The organism is Pseudoxanthomonas suwonensis, from assembly GCF_010093235.1.
GTDB classification, from domain to species: domain Bacteria; phylum Pseudomonadota; class Gammaproteobacteria; order Xanthomonadales; family Xanthomonadaceae; genus Pseudoxanthomonas; species Pseudoxanthomonas suwonensis.
Map to the genome: position 1 here is coordinate 104421 of NZ_PDWP01000007.1, position 24459 is coordinate 128879.

General features: G+C 69.5%; 22 protein-coding genes and 2 pseudogenes. 3 read left to right on the plus strand and 21 right to left on the minus strand.

Features of this window, described 5'->3' with window-relative positions; genetic code table 11:
* Positions 1 to 35: 35 nt before the first annotated feature.
* The 5 genes and pseudogenes from CSC68_RS04820 to CSC68_RS04840 all read right to left on the minus strand — a co-directional run bounded on the left by CSC68_RS04820 (position 36) and on the right by CSC68_RS04840 (position 7404).
* Entirely contained in the window at positions 36 to 2615 is a 2580-nt protein-coding gene (locus CSC68_RS04820) for a M14 family metallopeptidase (protein ID WP_162202400.1), read from the minus strand.
* A gap of 113 nt (positions 2616 to 2728) precedes the next feature.
* Positions 2729 to 5350 (minus strand): annotated as a pseudogene (locus CSC68_RS04825) (TonB-dependent receptor plug domain-containing protein).
* Positions 5351 to 5728: 378 nt separating this feature from the next.
* Positions 5729 to 6409: a lysoplasmalogenase gene (locus CSC68_RS04830; protein ID WP_162202401.1), complete on the minus strand. Its 681-nt coding sequence runs from the start codon at positions 6407 to 6409 to the stop codon at positions 5729 to 5731.
* 7 nt (positions 6410 to 6416) lie between these two features.
* A complete protein-coding gene (locus tag CSC68_RS04835) occupies positions 6417 to 6788 on the minus strand; it encodes a hypothetical protein (RefSeq protein ID WP_162202402.1) in 372 nt (123 codons plus the stop codon).
* 112 nt (positions 6789 to 6900) lie between these two features.
* Positions 6901 to 7404, minus strand: a complete 504-nt coding sequence (locus CSC68_RS04840; protein ID WP_162202403.1) for a hypothetical protein — start codon at positions 7402 to 7404, stop codon at positions 6901 to 6903.
* 409 nt (positions 7405 to 7813) lie between these two features.
* Between CSC68_RS04840 and CSC68_RS04845 the strand changes: the two genes are divergently transcribed.
* The gene (locus CSC68_RS04845) at positions 7814 to 8260 is read left to right on the plus strand and encodes a VOC family protein (RefSeq protein WP_162202404.1); all 447 of its coding nucleotides are present in this window, start codon (positions 7814 to 7816) and stop codon (positions 8258 to 8260) included.
* 235 nt (positions 8261 to 8495) lie between these two features.
* On the opposite strand, the gene CSC68_RS04850 is transcribed toward CSC68_RS04845, so the two are convergent.
* The 7 genes from CSC68_RS04850 to ppsR all read right to left on the minus strand — a co-directional run bounded on the left by CSC68_RS04850 (position 8496) and on the right by ppsR (position 14358).
* Positions 8496 to 9044, minus strand: a complete 549-nt coding sequence (locus CSC68_RS04850) for an adenine phosphoribosyltransferase (protein ID WP_162202405.1) — start codon at positions 9042 to 9044, stop codon at positions 8496 to 8498.
* Between the two features lie 47 nt (positions 9045 to 9091).
* Positions 9092 to 10645 (minus strand): protein adenylyltransferase SelO, encoded by a 1554-nt coding sequence (locus tag CSC68_RS04855; RefSeq protein WP_162202406.1) that lies wholly within the window; start codon positions 10643 to 10645, stop codon positions 9092 to 9094.
* Between the two features lie 47 nt (positions 10646 to 10692).
* Positions 10693 to 11376 (minus strand): glutathione S-transferase, encoded by a 684-nt coding sequence (locus CSC68_RS04860; protein WP_162202407.1) that lies wholly within the window; start codon positions 11374 to 11376, stop codon positions 10693 to 10695.
* A 136-nt stretch (positions 11377 to 11512) separates the two neighbouring features.
* A complete protein-coding gene (locus CSC68_RS04865; RefSeq protein WP_013535118.1) occupies positions 11513 to 11722 on the minus strand; it encodes a cold-shock protein in 210 nt (69 codons plus the stop codon).
* A 216-nt stretch (positions 11723 to 11938) separates the two neighbouring features.
* Positions 11939 to 12952: an LLM class flavin-dependent oxidoreductase gene (locus tag CSC68_RS04870; protein ID WP_162202408.1), complete on the minus strand. Its 1014-nt coding sequence runs from the start codon at positions 12950 to 12952 to the stop codon at positions 11939 to 11941.
* A gap of 2 nt (positions 12953 to 12954) precedes the next feature.
* Positions 12955 to 13458, minus strand: a complete 504-nt coding sequence (locus CSC68_RS04875; RefSeq protein WP_162202409.1) for a DUF1249 domain-containing protein — start codon at positions 13456 to 13458, stop codon at positions 12955 to 12957.
* A gap of 78 nt (positions 13459 to 13536) precedes the next feature.
* The gene (ppsR, locus tag CSC68_RS04880) at positions 13537 to 14358 is read right to left on the minus strand and encodes a posphoenolpyruvate synthetase regulatory kinase/phosphorylase PpsR (RefSeq protein ID WP_162202410.1); all 822 of its coding nucleotides are present in this window, start codon (positions 14356 to 14358) and stop codon (positions 13537 to 13539) included.
* 139 nt (positions 14359 to 14497) lie between these two features.
* On the opposite strand from ppsR, the gene ppsA reads away from it, so the two are divergent.
* The gene (gene ppsA, locus CSC68_RS04885; protein ID WP_162202411.1) at positions 14498 to 16870 is read left to right on the plus strand and encodes a phosphoenolpyruvate synthase; all 2373 of its coding nucleotides are present in this window, start codon (positions 14498 to 14500) and stop codon (positions 16868 to 16870) included.
* Positions 16871 to 16964: 94 nt separating this feature from the next.
* Here ppsA and orn read toward each other — a convergent pair whose 3' ends face one another.
* A complete protein-coding gene (gene orn / locus CSC68_RS04890; protein WP_162202412.1) occupies positions 16965 to 17537 on the minus strand; it encodes an oligoribonuclease in 573 nt (190 codons plus the stop codon).
* Positions 17538 to 17625: 88 nt separating this feature from the next.
* Between orn and CSC68_RS04895 the strand changes: the two genes are divergently transcribed.
* Entirely contained in the window at positions 17626 to 18090 is a 465-nt protein-coding gene (locus CSC68_RS04895) for a DUF2721 domain-containing protein (RefSeq protein ID WP_162202413.1), read from the plus strand.
* Between the two features lie 30 nt (positions 18091 to 18120).
* Here the strand turns inward: CSC68_RS04895 and tadA are convergent, their stop codons facing one another.
* The 8 genes and pseudogenes from tadA to CSC68_RS04930 all read right to left on the minus strand — a co-directional run bounded on the left by tadA (position 18121) and on the right by CSC68_RS04930 (position 24215).
* A complete protein-coding gene (gene tadA, locus CSC68_RS15910; RefSeq protein ID WP_281353798.1) occupies positions 18121 to 18630 on the minus strand; it encodes a tRNA adenosine(34) deaminase TadA in 510 nt (169 codons plus the stop codon).
* 75 nt (positions 18631 to 18705) lie between these two features.
* Positions 18706 to 19035 (minus strand): annotated as a pseudogene (locus CSC68_RS15915) (GNAT family N-acetyltransferase); the annotation flags it as partial.
* Between the two features lie 275 nt (positions 19036 to 19310).
* Positions 19311 to 19988, minus strand: coding sequence for a type 1 glutamine amidotransferase domain-containing protein (locus tag CSC68_RS04905; RefSeq protein WP_162202415.1), 678 nt, complete (start codon positions 19986 to 19988; stop codon positions 19311 to 19313).
* Positions 19989 to 20059: 71 nt separating this feature from the next.
* Positions 20060 to 21046, minus strand: coding sequence for an aldo/keto reductase (locus CSC68_RS04910; protein WP_162202416.1), 987 nt, complete (start codon positions 21044 to 21046; stop codon positions 20060 to 20062).
* Positions 21047 to 21447: 401 nt separating this feature from the next.
* Positions 21448 to 21789 (minus strand): zinc ribbon domain-containing protein YjdM, encoded by a 342-nt coding sequence (locus CSC68_RS04915; protein ID WP_162202417.1) that lies wholly within the window; start codon positions 21787 to 21789, stop codon positions 21448 to 21450.
* Positions 21790 to 21831: 42 nt separating this feature from the next.
* The gene (locus tag CSC68_RS04920) at positions 21832 to 22731 is read right to left on the minus strand and encodes a lipocalin family protein (RefSeq protein ID WP_162202418.1); all 900 of its coding nucleotides are present in this window, start codon (positions 22729 to 22731) and stop codon (positions 21832 to 21834) included.
* Positions 22732 to 22776: 45 nt separating this feature from the next.
* Positions 22777 to 22950 carry a DUF1328 domain-containing protein gene (locus CSC68_RS04925; protein ID WP_162202419.1) on the minus strand — a complete coding sequence of 58 codons (174 nt, stop codon included), beginning with the start codon at positions 22948 to 22950 and terminating at the stop codon, positions 22777 to 22779.
* A gap of 104 nt (positions 22951 to 23054) precedes the next feature.
* Positions 23055 to 24215: an NAD-dependent epimerase/dehydratase family protein gene (locus CSC68_RS04930; protein WP_162202420.1), complete on the minus strand. Its 1161-nt coding sequence runs from the start codon at positions 24213 to 24215 to the stop codon at positions 23055 to 23057.
* Positions 24216 to 24459 lie beyond the last annotated feature (244 nt).

A 24459-nucleotide genomic window follows, 5' to 3' on the forward strand; every position in this document is an offset into this window, starting at 1 on the left:
GTCCGCCCGGCTTGCCCGGGCAGGCCCGGCACGGCTCATTCGCCGCGCTGGCGGATTGGATTGAGGTGGTTGGAGAACAGCGCGGCATTGAGCAGCAGGCGCTCGGTGCCGTGCCAGTACTTGCGGTGGGCGGGGTCGTCGGCGAAGACGACCACGTTGCCCTTCTCCACCGGTGCCACCTGCAGGAAGGCACTGCCGGCGACGCGCTTAAGGTTCTCCTCGGAGAGGTAGCCGTTGACCGTGGGCCGGTCGTCGATGCGCACCACGTTGAGGTAGGGGTTGGTGCTGTTCTCGAACACCAGGCCGGTCTCCTTGTTGACCAGCAGGCGGCGGTCCTCCAGGCCGAAGGCCAGCGGGTGGCTGAGGTCGACGTCTGCGCTGAGGATGTTTCCGCTCACACGACGCAGGGCGAACACCTCGCGCTGGCTGCCGAAATCCAGGCGCTCGGCCTGCGGCGGCGGCGGGTCACGCAGCTTGGCCGGTGCCAGGCCCTTGTCGATCGCCCAACGGGCGCCGCTGTTATAAGCCACCAGTGAACCGCCGGCCGCGATCCAGCGCTTGAGCGCCGCCACTGCATTCTCGGGCAGGCCGGCGTAGTTGCCGTTGGCCAGGACGATGGTGGTGTAGCGGTCCAGCGAGACCTCGCCCAGCTGCGCCGGCTCCAGCTTGCTGGTCGGGTAACCCAGCGCGGTATCGAAGGCGTGCCAGGCCGCACCGATCTCCGGCGGCGACACGCCCTGCCCCATCACCAGGGCGATGGCCGGCTTGCGGATCGGCTTGACGCTGTCGCTGCCCAGGTCGATGCCGGCCGCGCTCTTGCCGCTGGCCAAGGCATGCACGCGTACGCCCAGCGACCTGGCCAGCGTATCGATGCGCGCATGCAGGGCGTCGGCCGCCAGCGGCTGGCCGGCGACCGGCACCAGCACCACGCCGCGGCGCGGCTCGTCCTTGGCGTCGGCCGAAGGCAGCACCAGCGGCGCGAAGGCTGCACGCAGGCGGATGTCCTGGGCCAGCAGGGCGCCGACCAGGCGGTAGGCACCGTAGTCGCGCAGGTCCAGCGCGTAGGCATAGCGGGCCACGCCATCCACGCCCCCCGCCACAGCCGGCACCTCCTGCACGCGAGGTCCGGCCGGCAGTGCTGCACGACTGGCGGCGTAACGCAGGCCGTAGCCCGGCGCCACCGCGTACGAGGTGCCGCTGTAGAACACGTCGCCCTTCACCGGCGGGGTGAACTCGAAGATCGCATGGGCCAGGCGGAACGCCGGCTGCCGCGCCGGCACCACCCAGGCGCTGCCCGGCTCGAAGCGCTTGCCATCCACCTCGACCGCGCGCTCCAGCTCATGCACTTCGATGCGGTGCTTCAACAGCAGCGACAGCAGGCGTCGGCTCAAGGTCGGATCGTTGCCGTCGCCGAATACCCACGCACGCGCGGGATGCTTGCTGGCCTGGTCCAGCGCGCTGCGGAAGAAGTCCTTCTGCAGGCGGAACAGGTACTCCTTCTGCTCCACAGCGCCACGCACCGTGGCCAGGCCCACGTTGAGGTGGTTGCGGATGGTGAACGGGAATTCCAGCAGGCCGTTGACCGACTCCTGCACCCGCCCGCGCGAGCTGGCCTGCTCGACCGTGGCGCCCACGGCGCCATGGAAGTCCGGATAGGTCGAGCCGTAGATCGGCGAGAAGTTGTCGAAGTTCTCGCCGCTGTAGTACAGCGATCCGATCGCGTCCAGCGCCTGGGCGTGGTAGCGCGCCACCACCTTGTTGGCCTCGTACGAGCTCTTTGGCAGCAGCGGGCTTTCCATGCTTTTCGGCGAGGGTTCGAAATAGTAGGTACTATCCTTGCCCATCTCGTGGAAGTCGATCTGGACGTTCGGGTACCAGCGATGGAAGTGCTCGACCTTGGGCACGCTGTCGGCCTGGGCCAGGGCCAGCCAGTCGCGGTTGAGGTCGGTCAGGTAGTGGTTGAAGCGCCCACCGGGGAACGGTTCGACGTGCTCGCGGTCGGCCGGATCGGCCGAGGGCGGGTTCGAACCCCAGGCGTTGTGCCAGTTGGCGGTGCGGTCGCGCCCGTCGGGGTTCTGCGCCGGATCGACCAGCACCACCGCCTCGCGCAGCCAGCGCCGGGTGCTTTCGCTGCGGTCGGCGGCCAGGAACCAGGCGGTCAGCAATGCCGCTTCGCCACTTGAGGTTTCCGCGCCGTGCACGCTGTAGGTCAGCCACACCACCACCGGTGCCCCACTGGCGGCGCTTTCCGGGGCCGAGGGATCGACCAGGCTGTTGTGCGCCTGGCGCAGCTGCTCGAGGTTGGCATGGTTGGCCGGATCGGTGATGGTGGCCAGCAGCAGCGGACGCCCCTCGTAGGTGCGCCCGATGCGCTCCACCTTCACCCGCGGCGACACCCGCGCCAGCTCCTCGAAGTACGCCACCAGCTCGTCGTGGCGGGTATAGCGGCTGCCGATCGGGTAGCCGAGGAACTCCTCGGGCGTGGGCACGGCCGGATCCGGATCAACCGGGGTAGCCGGAAAGAAGTACGAGGTCTGCGCATGGGCCGGGAACAGCACGGACAGCGACAGCAGTAGCAACGAGGCGAGGCTCAGGCGGCGGACAAGCGGGTACATCGATACTCCGGCAGACGGCGGCGGACCGGCACGGCCCGCGGGGATGTTCGGGAAGGATCGGGAAGGATCGAAAGGCCCGGGCACCGGGCGGCCGCATGCGGCCGCCCGCCCTCTCAGAAGCGGTAGTCGAACCCGACCGAGACGTAGCGCCCTCGCAGGTCGTACTGGCTGAAGTCGTACGGGGCGCGGATGCCCGGGAACGAGGCGTCGTACGGCGGGTCCTCGTCCAGCAGGTTCTGAAGCTTGGCGTACAGGGTCAGCTTCTCGATCCCCTTCCACGCCAGGTACAGGTCGAACTGGTCGTAGCCGTCCACCCGCGACTGCGCGGTGCTGCGGGTCTGGGCGTAGCCGCTGGTGTGGTACCAGGTCAGCGCCGCACTGAAGTCGCTGTAATCCCAGTCCAGCGTCGTGGCGGACTTGCTGCGCGGCAGGGTGAAGCTGAGGTTGCTGCCTGCATAGTCCACCAGCGGCCCGCCGGCGGTGTTCTGGCGCCGGTACTCCAGCACGTGGGTGTAGACGCTGGATACGCCGAAGCCGCCCGCCGAGGCGGTGTTCCAGCGCTGGCGCAGCTCGACGTCGATGCCGGAGGTCTTCAGCTCGGTGAGGTTCTGGTAGCGGTTTTAGACCGCCAGCAGCTTGCCTCGCGCATCCCGGATCACGTCGGCCGGATCGTTCTGCTGCACGATGCTGGCGCTGTTGCTGGTACCAATGAGGTTGTCCAGTTCCACCCGGTACCAGTCCACGCTCAGGCTGGTGTCGGCCCAGGGCGACAGCACGATGCCAGCGTTGTAGCTGTGGGTGCGCTCGGGCCGCAGCGCGGTGTTGCCGACGGTGAAGAAGGTCGGGCTCTGGCGCGAACCGGCGATGTCCGGGTCGTGTGGATCGACCACCGATCCGTAGGAGATGTTGGTGCTGGCCGCGTTCTCCGAAAGCGAGGGCGCGCGGAAGCCGCGCGAGGCCGCCGCGCGTACCAGCAGCGCATCCAGCGGTTGCCAGCGCAGGCTGGCTTTGGGCGAGAACGCGTCGCCGAAGTCGCTGTAGTGGTCGCCCCGGCCGGCCAGCTGCACTTCCAGGCGCTGGTGCAGGGGCACGTTGAACTCGGCGTAGACCGCGGTGACCTCGCGGTCGCCGTCCACCGCGGCGATCGCCGGGCGGATCTGCAGGCCGGCATCGATCTGCCAGGGGTTGCTGGAGACCAGCTCCTCGCGACGCCACTCCGCGCCGGCGGCGAAGCCCACGCGTCCGGCCGGAAGCTCGAACAGCTCGCCGACGACCCGGGCGTCCACCCCGGTCAGGCGCGAATCGGCCGGGCGCACCGTGCTGAGGTTGATCGCATCCAGCACCGCCTGCGGCGTGGCCGCAGGATCTTGCAGGTTGTAGCTGCCGTCGGCCAGTGCATCGAACAGCGCCCAGCGGTTGGCGAATCCGCCAGCGACCCGCTCATCCTCCTTGCTGCGCGCATGGAAGCCTGCAGCCTCCCATTCCCAGTCGCCAGCGGTGCCGCGAGCCCCGCCCACCACGCGATAGGCATCGGAGCGGTTGGTCTTGATCGTGCTGCCGAGGTTGAAGAACGTGTACTCGATTGGCGTATCCACGCCATAGGGGTTGTAGGGATTGCCCGCCGGCAGCAGGTTCGGCACCGGTTCGGCCAGGCCACTGTCGGCGTTGAGTGCGAAGCGGCCGCCTTCCAGGGTGAAGAACGGGCTGTTGCCGAACCACGAGGTGCCGCGGATATAGCTGTACAGCGCCTCGCCGAACACCTCCACGTCGTCGTTCACCCGCCAGGTCGCATTGGCATAGCCCTGCAGGCGTTCGGTGGCCGGAATCAGCGTGGTGTATGGGGCCTGGTTGAAGGCGCAGGTATCGCCGCGCAGGCCGTCGATCGGCGCGCTGGCGGTCAGCACCGTGCCCTCGGGGCAGTGGCCATCCGCATCCAGCAGCGGCACCGACACGCCGTCGACCAGGAAGCGGGCGCCCTTGGCCGACCAGCCGTTCCAGCGCCCGCCGGGCCCCGGATAGATGCCGGAACGGGTAAGGTCGCGCTCGTCCTGGTCCAGGCGCTCGCGGTCGTAGTAGTCCAGGCTGTAGAGGACGTTGAAGTGGTCGCTCTCCAGGTCGCCGAAGCCGCCGATCAGCTTGGCCTGGCGTTCGTCCAGGCCGCCCTCGTCGGAGGTGCCAAGACGGCCGCCGACATCCAGGCCGCGGAAGTTCTGGCGGGTGATGATGTTGACCACGCCTGCCACCGCATCGGATCCGTACACCGCCGAGGCGCCGTCCTTGAGCACCTCGATCCGCTCCACCGCCACCAGCGGCAGCGCGTTGAGGTTGACGAAGGTGTCGGACAGGCCATTGGCCGGGAAGCCGTAGTTGGCCAGGCGGCGGCCGTTGAGCAGGACGAGCGTGTTCTTCTGCGACAGGCCGCGCAGGCCGATGCCGGCCGAGCCGGAGGCCCAGCCACTGTTGGAGGTCTCGTTGGTGGCGTTACCGGTATTGGCTGAGATGGAGCGCAGCAGGTCGGCGACGGTGGCCTTGCCGGAAACCTCCAGCTGCTCGCGGGAAATGACCTGGACGGGATTCGGCCCCTCGGCATCCACGCGGCGCAGGTTGGAGCCGGTGACCACGACCGTGGCCAGGGTCCTGCTGTCGCCGGCGGCGCTGTCCTCGGCGTGGACGATTCCAGGGATGAGCGGGAGTGCGGCCGCGACGGCGGCGGCCAGGGTAGCGACACGAAGCATGTGGGAGAGGTGCTGATCGAGTGGAGCCTCGATTCAGCCATGCCGCGTATTCAGCATGAAATAAGCGTTAAGAATCTCCTTATGCCGCGACCAGGGCAGCTCGTGTCGCGCAGGCATCGCGTTGCACCGTGATATGCGTGACCGGGCTCGCAGTGCAAACCTGGTGATGCATGTCCTCGATTTGCGCAAATCCCTTGCCCCGTGGGGCTTTGGCGGCGCCAGGGCGATCATGCGATGTTGCGCCCCCCTGCGACGCGCGCGGTCTTCGGCGAGCACGGCCTGCCCCGGGTGGACCCGCAGTCCATCCGCCCCCGGGTTGATGGTTGCAATCAACTTCAGACCTGCAGCCTTGGCTGCATCAGCGACGCGGCCTGGCGTTCAACCGTCCGCCCGCTTCAGCACCACCGAACGTGCGATGCACCACTGCGCCGCGAAATAGGTGGCGAGGATGGGAAGCATCGCAACAGACACCCCATCACTGAAACGGTCCCAGGCCAGCACGCTGTCGCTGGCCACGAAGAGCAACGCCCCCAGCGCGGCCATGCGCGCGGAAGCGGCCAGGGCCGGATCGCGGCGAAGGCTCCATGCACGGGCGGCGGCCGCGGCCGCCATCACCACCAGCACCAGGACATAGGCGAGCACAGGCACGCGCATGTCCGCCGGCACCCGTGGCAACAGCAGGGCCAGGTTGATGCCCGCGAACACGGCATAGCCGAGGGTGCCCACCAGGCGCCCGGCGATAGTGCCCCCGGGAATGAAGGCGACGATGTAGCAAAGGTGCGCCAGCAGGAAGGCAAGCAGCCCCGGCACGAACAGATCCTGCGGCAGCATCAGCAGCACGTCGCCCGCCAGCGAGGACAGCATCCCCACCAGCACCGCCGTGCGGTAACGACCCACGCGCACGCCTGGCACGTTGAGCGTGGTGATGATCATGACCATGGCCAGCGGCTTGCACAGGTAGTGCAGCCACAGCCACGGCCCGCCCAGTTCCGCGCCGAGGATGGCGCCGGTCGCCAGGATGACGACGGCAAGACCCGTCACGTCGGACCGCAGCTGCATTCCTGCCTCAGAGCGGCGCGAGCCGGTGCCCCGGGCCGGCGCAGACCGTAAGCGTCGCCGACCGGGCGTCCCCGGCGGCGCCGATGGCCTGGACCCGCGTGCCCACGGCCAGCGCCTCCACGTCCACCGGACTGGCCTTGCACAGGTTCCAGCGCGCGGGCAGCTGCACGGCCACCCGTCCCCGCCCCGGCACGTCCACTTCCACCACCGCATGCCCGTCGTAGGCCCAGGGCGCGGTGTCGATGGAGACCACCGTGCCCTCGATCGAGGCATTGCCCGCTGCAACCGGGGCATCCCCCTGCGTGGTGGCACAGGCGGCCACGACGATCAGCAATGCCAGCGGGAATACCGCGGGAAGACGGCCGGAAGCTCGCTGCATGGGCATGTCCTGCTATCTCGTGATGTTGAGTCCGAGACTAACCGGCCAACCTCCACGCGAGATAGTGGAAGTCCATGCCGCCGGTCGGACGGCGCCGGATTCCCGACGAACGTCATTCCAGCTCCTCCAGCAGGATCCCCCAGCCTTCGACCGGCCGGTGCGCGACCAGCGCATCGCGCACCGTCTCGTCCACCACCAGGGTCGCCGGGCTTTCGGCCAGTCGGAACATGTGCAGTCCGTCCGGCCCGCCGACGCCCGCACCCGCCCCGTCCGCCCCGCCCGCGAGGCTGGGGACACCGAGCACGTTGAACAGGTGGTACCCGGTGCGCTCCCTGCCCGTCCCTGGATTGACCAGCCGTGCGGGGAAGCACTGGAAGTTGTCCACGCCGATGCCGCGCAGCACGGCGATGAGGGCATCGCTGGCGATGACCGTGCCACCGGTCATGAAGTGCGGGCATGGTTCGGCGTCGGGCACGTTTATTTCAAACCGCAATCGCGGCAGCTGGCTGCCATCGACCGGCTCGCCGGCCATGACGCTGCGCTCCGGCAGTTTCGGCCCGGCGGTGATGCCGTGGTCATGGAAGTAGCCCTCGGACATTACGTAATAGCGGGACACGTGCCGGCACTCGGCAATGGTAGGACGCCGATCCTAAGCCTTCCGTCCCTGCTGCGGACCCGGAGACTGCCGGGTCCATCGTCCATCCCCCACAACCACCACCCGCGCCACCACGGCAGGGTCCGGTCCTAGTGTCGATTCCAGGGGCGCCCGCACGTCGCCTGGGCACGGTGCGACGCAAGCCGTCCACCTTCGGACAACGCATGGAGGCAGACGATGTAGAAGCGCCCTATCCCGCCGGCGATCCGCAGGCACGAGTCTCCGCACTCGCCCCGGCCACCCCGCCCACGGAGCCGCAGGGCAGACCGGATGCCGGCCTGCCGGGTCCCGGCCACGAACCCGTTCCACCACCCCGACACATCCGTCCGCGCCAGCGCATGCGGCGCATGGACTCCACAAGGAGATCGACATGAAGATCGTGACCAGCCTCAGCTTCCGGGGCCAGTGCCGCGAGGCGTTCGAGTTCTACGCAAAGGTCCTGGGCGGCAAGATCACCGCCACGGTCCCCTACTCCGCGGCCCCCGGCGAAATGCCGGTGGACGAGCAGCACAAGGACTGGATGATGCACGCCTGGCTGGACGTGGGCGACCAGTCGCTGATGGGCGCCGACATGGACCTGGACTGGGCGCCCAGGATCGACCAGCCCAAGAACGGCTTCGACGTTTCCCTGCACACCAGCGACGTGGCCGAGGCGCGCCGTTGGTTCGAGCAGCTGTCCGAAGGCGGCACGCAGACCATGCCCTTCCAGGAGACCTTCTGGTCCCCCGGCTTCGGCGCCTTCGTCGACCGGTTCGGCATCCCGTGGATGATCAACACCACCCCGGCGTCGCCGGACTGCACGCTTCCCAACAGCTGAGCGAACGGAACACGACGCGCACTCGGCCTGGCGGGCAGGCGCCATGGAGCCGGCCCGGACGGACCGGCACGCCCGCCCTTCCGGGGGCGTCCGGCCTTCCGGACCGATGCGGCCTGCCGTGGCACCGCGATGGGTGCCCTGCCCCCGATCGGTCGCCGGCGCTGGTCAAGGTCCCGACACCTGCGGGCCGGCTTGATGCCGGTCCCGCGGTGGAGGTTCGCACCGTCCGCGGCGGCTAGTGCCGCAGCAGCGCCAGCAGCGGCGCCTCGAACGGCCAGCGCGCCCGTCCACCGAGCGCTTCCAGCTCCATCAGCACCATGCCGCCGACCACGGTCGCCTGCTGCCGGTCCAGCAGCCGGGCCGCGGCCGCCAGGGTGCCGCCGGTAGCCAGCACGTCGTCCACCAGCAGCACGCGCGCCCCCGGTGCCACCGCGCCGGCCTGGATCTGCAGGCGGTCGCTGCCGTATTCCAGCGCGTAGCTTTCCTCCACCACCAGGCCGGGCAGCTTGCCGGGCTTGCGCAGCGGCAGGAAGCCGGCGCCAAGCAGGGGCGCCAGTGCGGCGCCGAGGATGAAACCACGGGCCTCGGTCCCGGCGACCAGGTCGATCGCGACGCCGCGCCAGGGCGCGGCCAGGTCGTCGAGCATGGCGGCAAAGCCGTCGGCGTCGGCCAGCAGCGGGCAGATGTCGCGGAACACGATGCCCGGCGACGGGAAGTCCGGGACCTCGCGGACCAGGGCGGCCCAGTCGGGCGGCGCGACGGCTTCGGCGGTCGATGCAGGCATGTGGACGGTCTCCGGACAGGATTGCGGATGCACAGACGTTAACGCCGTCACGAGCTGCAGGACAGCATCGAACAGCCGGCGCGGTCGCGCGCCCACTCCGGCCGCAGGCCGGCGTAATGCTCGCGGCCGGGCTGCTCCTCGTACGGACGCCGCATCACCTCCAGCAGCGTCGCCACCGGTTCCAGGTTGCCGGCCTCGGCCTGGTCGATGGCCTCCTGCGCCAGCCAGTTGCGCAGCACGTAGCGCGGATTGGCCTGGCGCATGCGTTCGCGCCGCAGCTCCGGAGCCAGCGGATCGTCGGCCAGCCGGGCGGCACGGCGCTCCAGCCAGTCCTGCAACGCCGGCGTCGCGGCCTCGAAGGCGCCGGCGGCGTAGGACGCCTCCGCGAAATCCGCCGGGCCCGTGGCCGCCGGATCGACTTCCCCCAGCCGGCGGAAGAATGCAGTCATGTCCAACTGCCCGGTCTGCAGCACCTGCCGGAGATCCTCGAACAGTGCCACGTCCTCGGCCCCAGCCCGCGCCAGGCCCAGCTTGCCGGCGACCATTTCGCGTTCGGCCCGGGCCCAGGCGTCGAGGAAGCGCTGCAGCCCGGCCTCCAGCGGCGCCGCCTCGCCGAACAGCGGCGCAAGCGCCTGCGCCAGCCGGGTCAGGTTCCAGTACGCCACCTGCGGCTGGGTCCCGTAACGGTAGCGGCGGCCCTGGGCGTCGGTGGTGTTGGGGGTCCAGTCCGGATCGTAGTCCTCCAGCCAGCCATAGGGACCGTAGTCGATGGTCAGGCCGAGGATGGACATGTTGTCGGTGTTCATTACCCCATGGACGAAGCCCACCCGCATCCAGCCGGCCACCATCCAGGCGGTGCGCTCGCACACCTGCGCGAACCATTCGGCGTCGCCTGCCGGTCCCAGGCCATGCAGGTCCGGGAAGTGGTGGCGCTGCACGTGGTCGGTGAGCTGGCGCAGCAGTGCGGTATCGCCGCGCGAGGCCGGCAGCTGCCAGCTGCCGAAGCGCAGGAAGCTGGGTGACATGCGGCAGACGACCGCCCCCGGCTCCGGACGCGGGTGGCCGTCGTAGAACATGTCGCGCACCACCTCCTCGCCGGTGCCGACCAGCGACAGCGCCCGCGTGGTCGGGATGCCCAGGTGGTGCATGGCCTCGCTGCACAGGAACTCGCGGATCGACGAACGCAGCACCGCGCGTCCGTCGGCGAAGCGCGAATACGGCGTGCGCCCGGCGCCCTTCAGCTGCAGCTCCCAGCGCCGGCCGTCCGGGCCGATGGCCTCGCCCAGCGAGATCGCGCGACCATCGCCGAGCTGTCCGGCCCAGCTGCCGAACTGGTGGCCACCGTAGTTGGCTGCCCACGGCTGCATGCCCGGCAGCAGTGCGTTGCCGCCGAAGACGCGGGCAAGGCCGGGATCGGCCATGTCGGCTGCGTCGAGCCCGACCAGGGCCGCGGCCTCGGGCGACCACGCCAGCAGGCGCGGATCGGCCACCGGCGTGGGATCCACCCGCGACCAGGCGGCGAATACCTCGCGCACGCGCGGCCCGGCCTCGGCATCGCCGGGCAGCTCGCGCAGGAAGCTGTTGTCGAATTCGATCTGCATGCGGTCAGGATGCGCCGGCACGCGTCGCGGCCGGGTCCACCCCCGGTTCAGCCGATGGCGACCGAGAACGGACCGCCCTGCTCCAGGGCCCGCTGGTAGGCCGGACGCGCGTGGATGCGTTCGAGGAAGCCGCGCAGGTTCGGGTAGTCGCGCAGGTCGGCGCGCACCGCGGCCGCCTCGATCGGGAAACTCATCTGGATGTCGGCCGCGGTGAAGCGCTCGCCCGCGAACCAGCCGCCGCCGTCCAGCGCCTGCTCCATCCAGTCCAGGTGCAGCTTCACCTGCGGGGAGACGAAGCCGGCCAGGGTGCGGTCGACGATGGCGCGGGCGATGGGCCGGGCGAAGAACGGCATCGGCGCGTTGCGGATCCGCCGCAGCACCAGAGTCAGCAGCATCGGCGGCATGGCCGAGCCTTCGGCGTAATGCATCCAGTAGCGATACAGCAGCCGCTCCTCGGCCATGGCCGGTTCCTGCGGCGGCGACAGCGCGTGCCCGGTGTCGTAGCGCTCCACCAGGTACTCCAGGATCGCGCCGGATTCGGCCAAGGCCTGGCCCTCGTCCACCAGCACCGGGGCCTTGCCCAGCGGATGCACGGCGCGCAGCGCCTCCGGCGCCAGCAGGGCCTTCGGATCGCGCTTGTGGTGGACCACGCGATACGGCAGGGCCAGCTCCTCCAGCAGCCACAGCACGCGCTGGGAGCGGGAATTCTCAAGGTGATGGACGGTCAGCATGCACACCTCCTTACGGGCGGGACATCGTCGCATGGCCGGTGTTGGCCATCCGTTGGCCCCTGAAACGGAAAACGCCGGAGGCTTGCGCCCCCGGCGTTCCTGTCTGCAACCCCGGCGAAGCCGGGGCGTCAGTCAATTACAGCGCCTGGACCTGGTCGGCCTGCAGGCCCTTCTGGCCCTGCACGACGATGAAGGAGACCTTCTGGCCTTCCTGCAGCGACTTGAAGCCCGAGCCCTGGATCGAACGGAAATGCACGAACAGGTCGGCACCGCTCTCCGGGGTGATGAAGCCGAAGCCCTTGGCGTCGTTGAACCACTTGACGGTACCGGTCTGACGATCGGACATGTTTGCTAACTCCTCAACGGAAAAGTGAAAACCGGTCACGGGACATCCGTGACGGGTACTGGGTTGCAGGTGTTAGGCAAAGCGGAACGATGTAGCGCGATCGTCGGATCGACTGCATCAGGCCACGATTCACGGTGACCCATGCAAACACAGTGAGCGCACCATACCCGCATTCGCTCCGAATAGCGAGCGCCGCCTGTCGGGCCGTTCAGCCACTCACCCGGCGGCCTGCAGGCCCCAGGCTTCGGCCGCGATCCGGTACGAGTCCAGCCGCGCCTGGTGGTCGTGGATGTTGGCCACCACGATCAGCTCGTCCGGGCGGTGCCGCTCCACGAAGCGCGCCAGTCCATCCGCGACCGTATCGCGGCTGCCGACCACGCTGCAGGCCAGCGCCCGCGCGACCCCCGCCTTCTCCTCCGGGGTCCAGTACGACTCGATGTCGTCCACCGGCGGCGGGATCAGCCCCGGCCTGCCGCGGCGCAGGTTCACGAAGGCCTGCTGCGGGGTCGTGAACAGCCGTCGGGCCTCGGCATCGGTGTCGGCGGCGACCACGTTCACCGCCAGCATCACCCGCGGCTGGTCGCAATGCTTCGAGGGGCGGAAATGGCGGTGGTAGACCAGCATCGCCTCCTCCATCGCGTCGGGGGCGAAGTGCGAGGCGAAGGCGTAGGGCAGCCCCAGCGCCGCCGCCAGCTGGGCGCCGAACAGGCTCGAGCCGAGGATCCACACCGGGACGTCCAGGCCCGCACCGGGCACGGCGCGAACCGCCTGGCCCGGCTGCACCGGCTCGAAATAGCGCAGCAGCTCCTGCACGTCCTGCGGGAACTGGTCGGCCGATTCGAAGTAGCGGCGCAGCGCCCTGGCGGTGGCGTGGTCGGTGCCCGGGGCCCGGCCCACGCCCAGGTCGATGCGGCCCGGGTGCAGCGCCGCCAGGGTGCCGAACTGCTCGGCCACCTGCAGCGGCGAATGGTTGGGCAGCATGATGCCGCCGGCCCCGACCCGGATGCGCGAGGTCGACGCGGCCACGTGCGCGATCAGCACCGCGGTGGCGGCGCTGGCGATGCCGGGCATGTTGTGGTGCTCGGCCAGCCAGAAGCGGCGGTAGCCGAGTGCCTCCGTGTGGCGGGCCAGGTCCACCGTGTTGGCCAGGGCGCGGGAGATGTCCGAGCCCTCGCAGACCGGGGCCAGGTCCAGCACCGACAGCGGTACGGAACGCGGATCGAAGCCCATGCTCAACCCTGCAGGGCGGTTGCCACCCGCGCCGGAGGCAGTTCCGGCGCCGGACGCAGGGTAGCCACGCCATGCCCCTGCTCGGCCAGGTACTCCAGCCACTTGCCGAGGAAGGTGTTCATGCGCAGTCGGTGCCCGACCACCTCCGCCGGCGGCGGGTACATGCCGATCACGTCCTGCCAGCGGCGGCCCACGTAGCAATGCGTGGTCTCGACCTGGCGCGCGTCGTTGTACAGGCGCAGGTAGGCCGAGGGATCCGGCTCGCCGGTGACCGGATCGCACAGGTCATAGGTCAGGCGCAGTTCCAGCGTGTAGGGATGACGCTCGAGCACGTCCAGGCGTACATCGAGGCCATCGCCCAGCGAGGACAGGTAGCTGCCGCGGGCCAGGTCGGCCGGCGCGAACAGGCGGCTCAGGCGCGCGTGGTTCTCCGCATACAGGCCCATCAGCCAGCTGAAGCGGCCGATACGGGGAATGCGCGCGATGATGGGGAGGGCTTGCTGCATGCGATCGATGCTACACGGCAAAGCGCACGCGCGGCACCCGTTGAAACGGCGCCCTCCCGGCCCCATCAATGGGCCGCCTCAGAACATCTCCCGCTGCAGCCCGAAGGTGGCCAGCACCTTGCTGGAGATCTCCTCGATCGAGGTGTGCGTGGTGCTGAGGGTGGGGATGCGCTCGCGCGCGAACAGCGCCTCGGCCGCCTGCACTTCGCGGCGGCAGGTCTCCAGCCGCGAATAGGACGAATCCGGCCGCCGCTCCTGGCGGATCTGGTGCAGCCGGTCCGGATCGATGGTCAGGCCGAACAGCTTGCGCCGGTACGGACGCAGGCGTTCCGGCAGGCGGTCGCTCTCCAGGTCGCCGTCGGTGAGCGGGTAGTTGGCGGCCTTCACCCCGTAGTGCAGCGCCAGGTAGACGCAGGTCGGCGTCTTGCCCGCACGTGAGACCCCGACCAGGACCACGTCGGCCTCGGCGTAGTCCAGCGCGACGCCATCATCATGCGAGAGGGCGTAATTCATCGCCTCGATGCGACGGTGGTACGTGTCGAAGTCGACGATGCCGTGCGCGCGCCCCACCCGCGCCTGCCTGGGCTGGTTGAGCTCGCGCTCCAGCGGTTCGATGAAGGGCGCGAACACGTCGAGCATCAGCGCACCGCTTTCGGCAAGGAGCATGCTCATCTGCTGGTCGACGCACGAGTTCACCACGATAGGCCGGACGCCATACCGTTCACCGGCGGCGCGTATGCGCGAGACCGCGTCGCGCGCCTTGTCCAGGTCGTCGACGAAGGCAATCCGGTCGGTGACGAACTGGAACCCGGAGAACTGGGTCAGCAGGCTGTGGCCGATGGTTTCCGCCGTGATACCGGTACCATCGGATACGTAGAAAACAGGGCGGATCGCGCTCATGCCTGTGACGTCTCCGGTTTCGTGTTGAGTGACGTGATCAACATTGATATATGCCAAATCGCAGCGGCATCATAACGGCCCCACATACCTCGGGACACGGCCATTGCCCGGCCGGGCGTGGCTCCACGGAGCATCGCACTTGAACCAGAACATCCTGTGGTTGCATGAGCTGCGCCTTGCCGACCTGGCACGCGTCGGCGGCAAGAATTCCTCCCTCGGCGAGATGATCGGACACCTGTCCGGCCTCGGCGTTTCGGTCCCCGGTGGTTTCGCCACCACGGCCGAGGCGTTCAAGGATTTCATCGCCCACAACGACCTGCACCAGCGCATCTACGACCGGCCCGCGCAGCTGGACGTCGAGGACGTCAACGCACTGACCGCGGCCGGGCGCGAGATCCGCCAGTGGGTGATCGATGCCCCGCTGCAGCCGGCGCTGGATGCCGATATCCGTACCGCCTACGCGAAGCTGTGCAGCGAGAACGGCGGTGGCGAGATCGCCGTCGCGGTGCGTTCCTCGGCCACCGCCGAGGACCTGCCCGATGCCTCGTTCGCCGGCCAGCAGGAAACCTTCCTCAACGTGACCGGCGCCGACGACGTCGTGCACAAGGTCAAGGAAGTGTTCGCCTCGCTGTACAACGATCGTGCGATCGCCTACCGCGTGCACCACGGTTTCAAGCACGAGGACGTGTTCCTCTCCGCCGGCGTGCAGCTGATGGTGCGCTCGGACGTGGGCGCCTCCGGCGTGCTGTTCACCCTGGACACCGAATCCGGCTTCCGCGACGTGGTGTTCGTCACCGCCAGCTACGGCCTGGGCGAGATGGTCGTGCAGGGCGCAGTCAACCCGGACGAGTTCTACGTCTACAAGCCCACGCTGAAGCAGGGCAAGCCTGCGATCCTGCGCCGCTCGCTCGGCAGCAAGGCGATCCGCATGGTGTATTCGGACAAGCCGGGCGAGCGCGTGCGCACCGAGGACACGCCGGCCGAGCTGCGCAACCGCTTCTCGCTGTCCGACGAGGACGTGCAGGAGCTGGCACGACAGGCCCTGACCATCGAGCAGCACTACGGCCGCCCGATGGACATCGAATGGGCCAAGGACGGCGTGAGCGGCAAGCTGTTCATCGTGCAGGCCCGCCCGGAGACGGTGAAGTCGCGCGGCCATGCCACCCAGATCGAGCGCTTCACCCTGGAGAAGCGCGGCGAAGTGATCGCCGAGGGCCGCGCCATCGGCCAGAAGATCGGCGCCGGCACCGCGCGCGTGGTGCGCACGCTGCAGGACATGGACCGCGTGCAGCCCGGCGACGTGCTGGTCGCGGACATGACCGACCCGGACTGGGAGCCGGTGATGAAGCGCGCCAGCGCGATCGTCACCAACCGCGGCGGCCGCACCTGCCACGCGGCGATCATCGCCCGCGAGCTGGGCGTGCCGGCGGTGGTCGGCACCGGCAACGCGCTGGAGCTGATCAAGGACGGCCAGGAAGTGACGGTCAGCTGCGCCGAAGGCGACACCGGCTACATCTACGCCGGCGCCCTGCCCTTCGAGCGCACCACCACCGACCTCGGCAACATGCCGCCGGCGCCGCTGAAGATCATGATGAACGTCGCCAACCCGGAGCGCGCGTTCGACTTCGGCCAGCTGCCCAACGCCGGCATCGGCCTGGCGCGCCTGGAGATGATCATCGCCAGCCACATCGGCGTGCATCCCAAGGCCCTGCTCGAGTACGCCAAGCAGGATGCCGAGACGAAGAAGAAGATCGACGCCAAGATCGCCGGCTACAGCGATCCGGTCAGCTTCTACGTCGACCGCCTGGCCGAGGGCATTGCGACCCTCACCGCCTCGGTCGCGCCGAACCCGGTGATCGTGCGCCTGTCGGACTTCAAGTCCAACGAATACGCCAACCTGATCGGCGGCCACCGCTACGAGCCGGAGGAAGAGAACCCGATGATCGGCTTCCGCGGCGCCAGCCGCTACGTCGATCCGTCCTTCGCCGACGCCTTCGCCCTGGAATGCAAGGCGGTGCTGCGCGTGCGCAACGAGATGGGCCTGGAGAACCTCTGGGTCATGATCCCGTTCGTGCGCACCCTCGAGGAAGGCCGCAAGGTGGTCGAGGTGCTCGCCGCCAACGGCCTGCGCCAGGGCGAGAACGGCCTGAAGATCATCATGATGTGCGAGGTCCCGTCCAACGCCCTGCTGGCGGACGAGTTCCTGGAGATCTTCGATGGTTTCTCGATCGGCTCCAACGACCTGACCCAGCTGTCGCTGGGCCTGGACCGCGACTCCTCGATCGTCGCCCACCTGTTCGACGAGCGGAACCCGGCGGTCAAGAAGCTGCTGTCGATGGCGATCAAGGCCGCCCGCGCCAAGGGCAAGTACGTCGGCATCTGCGGCCAGGGCCCGTCGGACCACCCGGACCTGGCACAGTGGCTGATGGACGAAGGCATCGAGTCGGTGTCGCTCAACCCGGACACCGTGGTCGATACCTGGCTGCGCCTGGCCAAGAGCCGCGCCGGCTGATCCTGCGCCGGACCCGGAGACGAAAAGGCCCCGCATCGCGGGGCCTTTTCCTTGCCGCCGGTGCCGCCGTGCAATGCGGCGCCCAGGCGATGCTTCAGCCGGCGTCCGGCAACCCGGAGAACTTGCCCAGGAACTGGCGGTAGTGGCGCAGCTCGGCGATCGAGTCGTGCACGTCGCTCAGCGCGGTGTGCGCGGCCTGCTTGCCGACGCCGGACAGCACGTCCGGGCACCAGCGGCGGGCCAGCTCCTTGAGCGTGCTCACGTCCAGGTTGCGGTAGTGGAAGTACTGCTCCAGCCGCGGCATCAGCCGGTGCAGGAAGCGGCGGTCCTGGCAGATGGAGTTGCCGCACATCGGCGAGGCCTTGGCCGGGACCCACTCGTGCAGGAAGGCGACGGTCCGCGCCTCGGCCTGGGCCAGGGTCACGTCGCTGTCGAGGACACGCTGCCACAGGCCGGAACGGCCGTGCTGGTTGCGGTTCCACTCGTCCATCGCCTGCAGGGTTTCCAGCGGATGGGAGATCGCCAGCTCCGGACCTTCGGCGAGCACGTTGAGCTGGGCATCGGTCACGACGGTGGCGATCTCGAGGATCGAATCGCGGTCGGTGTCCAGGCCGGTCATCTCCAGGTCGATCCAGATCAGGCGGTCCATTCCTGTGGCGATGGCCATGCGCTACGAAACTCCCAGTGGCAGGGCGGCGCTTGCGGGCGCGGCGGGGACTGGCATGATACCGCAGTCATCCTGCCCTCCAGGCCCAATGCAAGAGTCGAGCACCCACGCCATCCTGGCCGCGATGCTGGCGCCGGCCTTCTTCCTGACCGCCACGGCCTCGCTGCTGCTGTCGGCCAACAACCGCCTGGCCCGGATCATCGACCGCGCCCGCACCCTGCTGCGCGAACTGGTGGACGTCCGCGACGAGGAGGAGCGGGCGCTGTACGAGAAGCGCATCGCCCTGCAGCGCCTGCGCAGCCTGCTGATGCTGCGCGCCGGCCAGCTGTTGTACGTGGCGATCAGCTGCTTCGTCGGCACCAGCCTGGCGGTGGCGGTGGACAATTTCGCCGGGCACCGGCTCGGCTCGCTGCCGATCTGGCTGGCCTCCGGCGGGGTGCTGTCCATGTTCGCCGCCAGCTTCCTCCTGGCGCGCGAGTCCACGCTGGCGGTGACCGCGATCAACGAGGAAATGGACCACCGCCCGCGGCCGCCGCGCGCCCCGCTGGCCTGAGCGGGCCCGGGCGCCGGCGCCGCGTCCTGCTCAGACCAGGGGCTTGCCGCGCTTGGCCCGGAAGTAGTTGGTCAGGCGCCGGCCGGCCTCCTCGCCCAGGACCCCGCCCTGCACCTGCACGCGATGGTTGTGGCGCGGGTCCGCGATCACGTCAAACACGCTGCCGCAGGCGCCGGTCTTGGGATCGTCCGCGCCGTAGACCACGCGTGCGACGCGGGCGTGGACCAGGGCCATGGCGCACATCGCGCAGGGCTCGAGGGTCACGTACAGCGTGGCGCCGACCAGGCGATGGTTGGACAGCGCCTGCCCGGCCTGGCGCAGGGCCATGATCTCGGCATGGGCGCTGGGGTCGTGGTCGTGGATGTTGCGATTCCAGCCCTCGCCGATCACCTTGCCCTCGGCCGAGACGACCACCGCGCCCACCGGGATCTCGTCGAACTCCTTCCCGGCCCGTTCGGCCAGCTGGAGCGCATGGCGCATGTGGCGCTCGTCGACCTCCGGATCGGCCGGGAGGATGCGCGCCGGCTGGCGTGCGTCCAGCAGCTTCCACAGGGCCCGGGTCGCGCCGAGGCCACCCAGCGGCTTGTAGGCGTACTCTGGGATGTCGCCGGTGGTGTGGTAGCCGAGCCTGCGATAGAACGCAGTGGCTCCCTCGATCAGCGAGGCATCCAGGGTCAGCAGGCGGCGGCCGCGTTCGCGGGCGGCCTGTTCGAGTGCGTGCATCAGGGCCGCGCCCACGCCACGGCCACGGGCCGCCGGCGCGGTCATCACCTTGGTCAGCTCCGCCCGGTGCGGCTGGCTGGGGGCCTGCACCAGGGCCAGCGATCCGGTGGCCAGCAGCTGGCCGTCCAGCCAGGCGCACAGCACCACGCGCTTGCCCTGCCCGGCCTCTTCCAGCGCGCCCCGCCAGAAGGCGCGCGCTTCGTCCAGCGGCAACGGGTGCATGAAACCGACCGAACCATTGTTGGCGACGGTCTCCACCAGCAGCGCGGACAGGGCCTCGATATCGGCCGCCGAGGCCGGGGCGATGCGCACTTCCGCGGGCGCGTGCGCGTCCCCGATGGCCGCGGTGGCCAGGTCCGCGGATGTCTGCTCTGCCACTTGGTGCTTTCCGGATGACGGGAAGCGGGCATTTTACGCCTGCGGTGGCCCGTTCCCGACCAGGCGACCGGCGAAGGGAGCGCCCGGGGGGCGCCTCCATCCGGACGCTGCGGGCGGCCTCAGCGCAGCAGGGCCAGCAGGGCTTCGGCGGCAGGCGCGGACGAGGCCGGGTTCTGGCCGGTCACCAGCAGGCCATCGCTGACCACGTAGGGCTGGAAATCGGCGACCTTCGAGTACTCGCCGCCGTTGTCGCGCAGCATGGCCTCGACCGAGAACGGCACCACGCCGGCCAGGCCGACCGCGGCCTCCTCGCTGTCGCTGAAGCCGGTGACCTTGCGCCCCTGCACCAGCGGCGCGCCATCGGGTCGGCGCGGCCGGCGCAACGCAGCCGGTCCATGGCAGACCGCGCCCACGGGCTTGCCGGCCGCAATCGCGCGCTCGGCCAGGGCGATCGAATGCGGGTCTTCGGCCAGGTCCCACAGCGGACCATGGCCGCCGGGATAGAACAGCGCGTCGAAACCGTCCATCGACACGCCCGCCAGCGGCCGGGTGTCGGCAAGCGCGGCCATCGCCACGGCATCGGCCTGGAACCGGCGGGTGTCGTCGGTCTGCGATTCGGGCGCATCGCTGCGCGGATCCAGCGGGGCCTGCCCGCCCCGGGGCGAGGCGAGCACCACCTCGGCGCCGGCGTCGCGGAAACGCCAGTAAGGCGCGGCCAGTTCCTCCAGCCAGAAACCGGTCTTCTCGCCGGTATCGCCGAGTCGGTCATGCGAGGTCAGGACCACGAGGATCTTCATGTCGCTTGCTCCTGTCGGAGGGGTTCAACAACAGGCGAGGCGCGAACCGGCACGCGGGCCGCGCCCCCGCATCACCAGCGCTGGTGGACGTGGGGCTTGATGTCCTGTTCGTAGATGCGCGCGACCTCGGCCATGGCCTCGTCGGACAGGGCCGGCAGGTCGGAAGCGGCGATGTTGGCCAGCGCCTGCCGTGGATTCTTCGCGCCGGGAATGACCACGCTAACCGCCTCGTGCATCAGGATCCAGCGCAGCGCCAGCTGGGCCAGGGTGGCGCCCTCGGGCACCAGCGGCCGTAGCTTCTCCACCGCCGCCAGGCCGACTTCGTACGGCACGCCGGAGAAGGTCTCGCCCACGTCGAAGGCCTCCCCGTTGCGGTTGAAGTTGCGGTGGTCGCTTTCCTCGAAGCGGGTATCGGCGCGGAACTTGCCGCTGAGCATGCCGCTGGCCAGCGGCACCCGCGCGATCACCGCCACGCCGCGGCGCTGGGCCTCGCGGAAGAACAGCTGCGCCGGACGCAGGCGGAACATGTTGAAGATGATCTGCACGCTGGCGACGTTCGGATACTCGATCGCCTTGAGCGCCTCCTCGACGCGCTCCACGCTCACGCCATAGCGCGCGATCGCGCCGCGCTCGACCAGACGCTCCAGGTGCTCGAACAGCTCCGGGTGGTAATAGGCGTCGGTCGGCGGGCAATGCAGCTGCAGCAGGTCGAGGGTCTCGACCTCCAGGTTGCGGCGGCTGCGGTCGATCCACTCCTGCAGGTTCTGCGCGGTGTAGCCGGCCACTTCCTGCTTCGGCAGGCGACGGCCAGCCTTGGTCGCCACGAACGGGCGCTTGCCGCCGCGCTCCTTGAGCACGCGCGCGATCAGCCGCTCGGAATGGCCGTCGCCGTAGACGTCGGCGGTGTCGATGAAATCCAGCCCCGCATCCAGGGCTGCGTGCAGCGCCGCGATCGAATCGTTGTCATCCACCGTGCCCCAGGCCGCGCCGATCGCCCAGGCGCCGAAGCCGATCTCGCCGACAGTGTGGCCGGTGCGGCCGAAAGGTCTGGAACGCATGCGTGTACTCCTGCGGACGGGCCACGCTGGCGGGCAGCGTGGCCTGGAAAGGACTGCGGCGCGGTGGCGCCGGACGAACGCCGAATCATAGCGGACGCGCGCGGAGGGGCATGCAGGCGATGTCCGGGCGCCGGCGTTCGGCTACGCCCGCGATCGGGGGGCTGCGTCGGCGCCTGGCCGTCCGCCCTACCCCATCCCGACGGGAAGGGAACGGTGCTCCAGACGACGACGCCGCAGCGCGTGGCGAAGCGCCAGGCCTCGCCCGCGTCATGGCACTGCAGCGGCGTTGCGCTGCACTTGCCCGGGCCACACGCCCCGCCCAATCACCAATGACCAATCACCAATGACCAATCACCAATGACCAATCACCAATGACCAATCACGAATGACCAGCCATTCCCTCAGGCCTTGCGCAGGAACTGGGTCTTCAGCACCAGGCCCTTGATCTTCTCGGAGTTGCCTTCGATGTGCTCGGGATCGCCATCGACCAGGCGGATGTTGCGGATCACCGTGCCCTGCTTCAGCGGGATCGAGGAACCCTTGACCTTCAGGTCCTTGATCACCACCACCGTGTCGCCTGCCGCGAGCGGATTGCCGTTGCTGTCGCGGACCACCATTTCGGCTTCGCCGGCAGCGCCCTCCTCCGCGGTCCACTCGTGGCCGCAGTCCGGGCAGATCCAGAGCGCGCCGTCGGCGTAGGTGTTGTCCAGCCCGCACTGCGGACAGGAAGGAATGGCAGCCATTGCATCCTCGTTGCAAGAAAAAACGGCGGCCATTGTAGCCGGCTAGCGCGGCTCGCCCGGAGGGGGGGCGTTGGCCGGCCTGGCACAGCCGCGGACCGGAGCGTCACCGTCGACGGAGAGCGAGGCCCGCAGGGGGAACCACGCGCCGGACATGTCGTCCTGGCAGCTTTCGGTGGCCACCTGGACGACCACTTCGCCATGCGCGTCGCGCGCGACGATGCGCTGCACGCCAGGGACGGCCATGTCCCTGCGCATGTCCACGCGCAGGGTACGCGCCTGCGGCAGGCCCGGTCCCGACAGGCGCAGGACGTCGTCCTGCAACTGCGCCTGCCAGAACGGTTCGTTGGTCAGCACCACCAGCCTGGCCGGAACGCGCCGGGCTTCGCCCGCATAGGCGTCCGGGGCGAAGACCAGCTGCTCGACCGGATACCCCATCACCCGCACCCGCTCGACCAGCGAAGCCAGCTGCAGCCGGTCCATCGTCGGCTGGCGCGAGAGCACCCAAAGGCGGTCGCGGTCGGGCGAACCGACCAGCGCCCACTCGTAGCCGGGATCGACGGCGACAACCCAGCGCCGTTCCCAGCCGATCGGCAGCCATGCGCGCCAGCGCGGTGCCGAACGCACCTGCAGCGATCCGGGCGCGCCCGGCACCGGCACGACGACCGCCGTGTCCTCCAGCCGCCGCCCCTCATCGTCCAGGCACGAGCGGTGAAGATCGAAACCTTCGTCCGGGCGCGGCACGTAGCGGACCTCGCCCTGGCGCGCGCACTTGCGCTGGAAGTCCACCGGAAGCCAGGCCAACTGGTGCCAGTGGCCGGAGAAGCGCTGCAGGTCCATGACCGGCAGCGGCAGGTGGTCGGCGCTCCGCGCAAGGGATGACGCGGCGGGCAACAGCAAAAGGAACAGCCAGGCGAAACGCAAGGCAATCGGGAATTTCGTCATCGAGGCGAGACTACCACCACGCGGATATGGGGTCAGGAACCGACGTCAGGTGATCCGACGGAAGACGGTCACGCCCAGTACGAAGAGCACGACGGCAATCAACAGGGCGGTGACGAACAGGAACTTGGCGATGCCCATCGACACGCCAGCCACGCCGGTGAGGCCAAGCGCACCCGCCACCAGTCCGATCACCAGGAAGATTATCGCCCACTTGATCATGCCCTGCTCCGTTCCATGTATTGGCCGGCGACACTACGCAGGGCGGCGTGGCACGGCCGTGAAAGGCAGCGTGCCACGCCTGTGGCATGGCGTGTTGTCCGGCCTCAGCCGGCGGCGCGCCAGGCGCGCAGCAGCTCGGCCTCGCGCTGGCGGTCGATGCCGGCACGCAGCCTGGCCTGGCGCTCGGCCGGCAGGCTGCGGAACCACTCCAGCAAGTCGGCCACGGTGGTAGCCAGCGGACGGAAGGTCAGCCCCGCGGCGACCGCGCGGGCATTGCTGACCTGGCCGTAGCCGGCATACGGGCCACGATCGCGCGGCACCCAGATCGGCAGCTCGACCTCCATGGCCTCGAGGAAGTCCGGGTCGACGTGGGTGAGGCTGATGGGCGTGGAGGTCACGGCCTGGCAGCCATGCAGCATCGCGTCCATGGTCAGCGGATAGGCGGGGCCGACGGCGTTGAAGGTGCCGGTGGTGCCCTGCTCGGCCAGCCGGATCATCCACTCGCCCAGGTCGCGGCCGTCGATGACCTGGATCGGATCCTGGCCGTCGCCCGGCACCAGGATCTCGCCGCCCTGGGCCACGCGGTGCGGCCAGTAGGTGAAACGGTCGGTCTCGTCGCGCGGGCCGACGATGTAACCCGGGCGGACGATCGTGGTGCGATCGCCGAACTGGCGCCGCGCTTCGACCTCGCTGAGGGCCTTCAGCGGGCCGTAGAGGTTCTCCATGTCGGCGATCAGCGTCTGCCGGGTTTCGGCCATGGCATCCCGGCCGCGGTACGGCGCCAGCGGCGCATCCTCGTCGATGCCGGCGCGGCTGCCGTCGGCGTAGACCGAGATGGTCGAGATGAACAGGTAGTGCCCGATGTTGCCCCGCAGCACCTTGCCGGCATCGCGTACCCACGACGGCAGGCTGGTCGGGTTGTCGATGCATACGTCCCAGCGGCGCCCGCGCAGCGCGGACAGGTCGCCGGTCTCGCGGTCGCCATGCAGCTGCTCGACCTCGCCCGGCCATTCGGGCGATGGCCGCTTGCCGCGGTTGAACAGGGTCACCCTGTGGCCGCGGGCCAGCGCATAACGCACCTGGAACGGCCCGGTGAATCCGGTGCCGCCCAGGATCAGGATGTCCAGCGAGCGGCTGGCGCGTTCGACCGGGGTAGCGCCCGGAGCCGGGCGGGACGCGGGGCTGGCGGCGGCCAGCCCCGGCATGGCGGCGGTGGCGGCGGCGAGCGCGCCCAGCCTGAACAGGTCGCGGCGGGTGGTGTCCATGGGCCCTCCTTGCATGGCGTGGGAAAACGACTGCATACCACCCTCCCCACCCGGCCGCCCATGCGGGAAGTTGGCATGACCTCCAGGCCATGCCCGGCGCCGCCACGAAAAAAAAATGGTTCTTCTCCCAACTAAGGGGAGAGAGGCACACGGCCGACCCGGCAGACTTGCTGGTGTCGAAGCAACAAACTGGGGCCGGCCGTGGCCGGGTTGGATTGTATGTCCCCGCTGGGAGGCTGGGCGG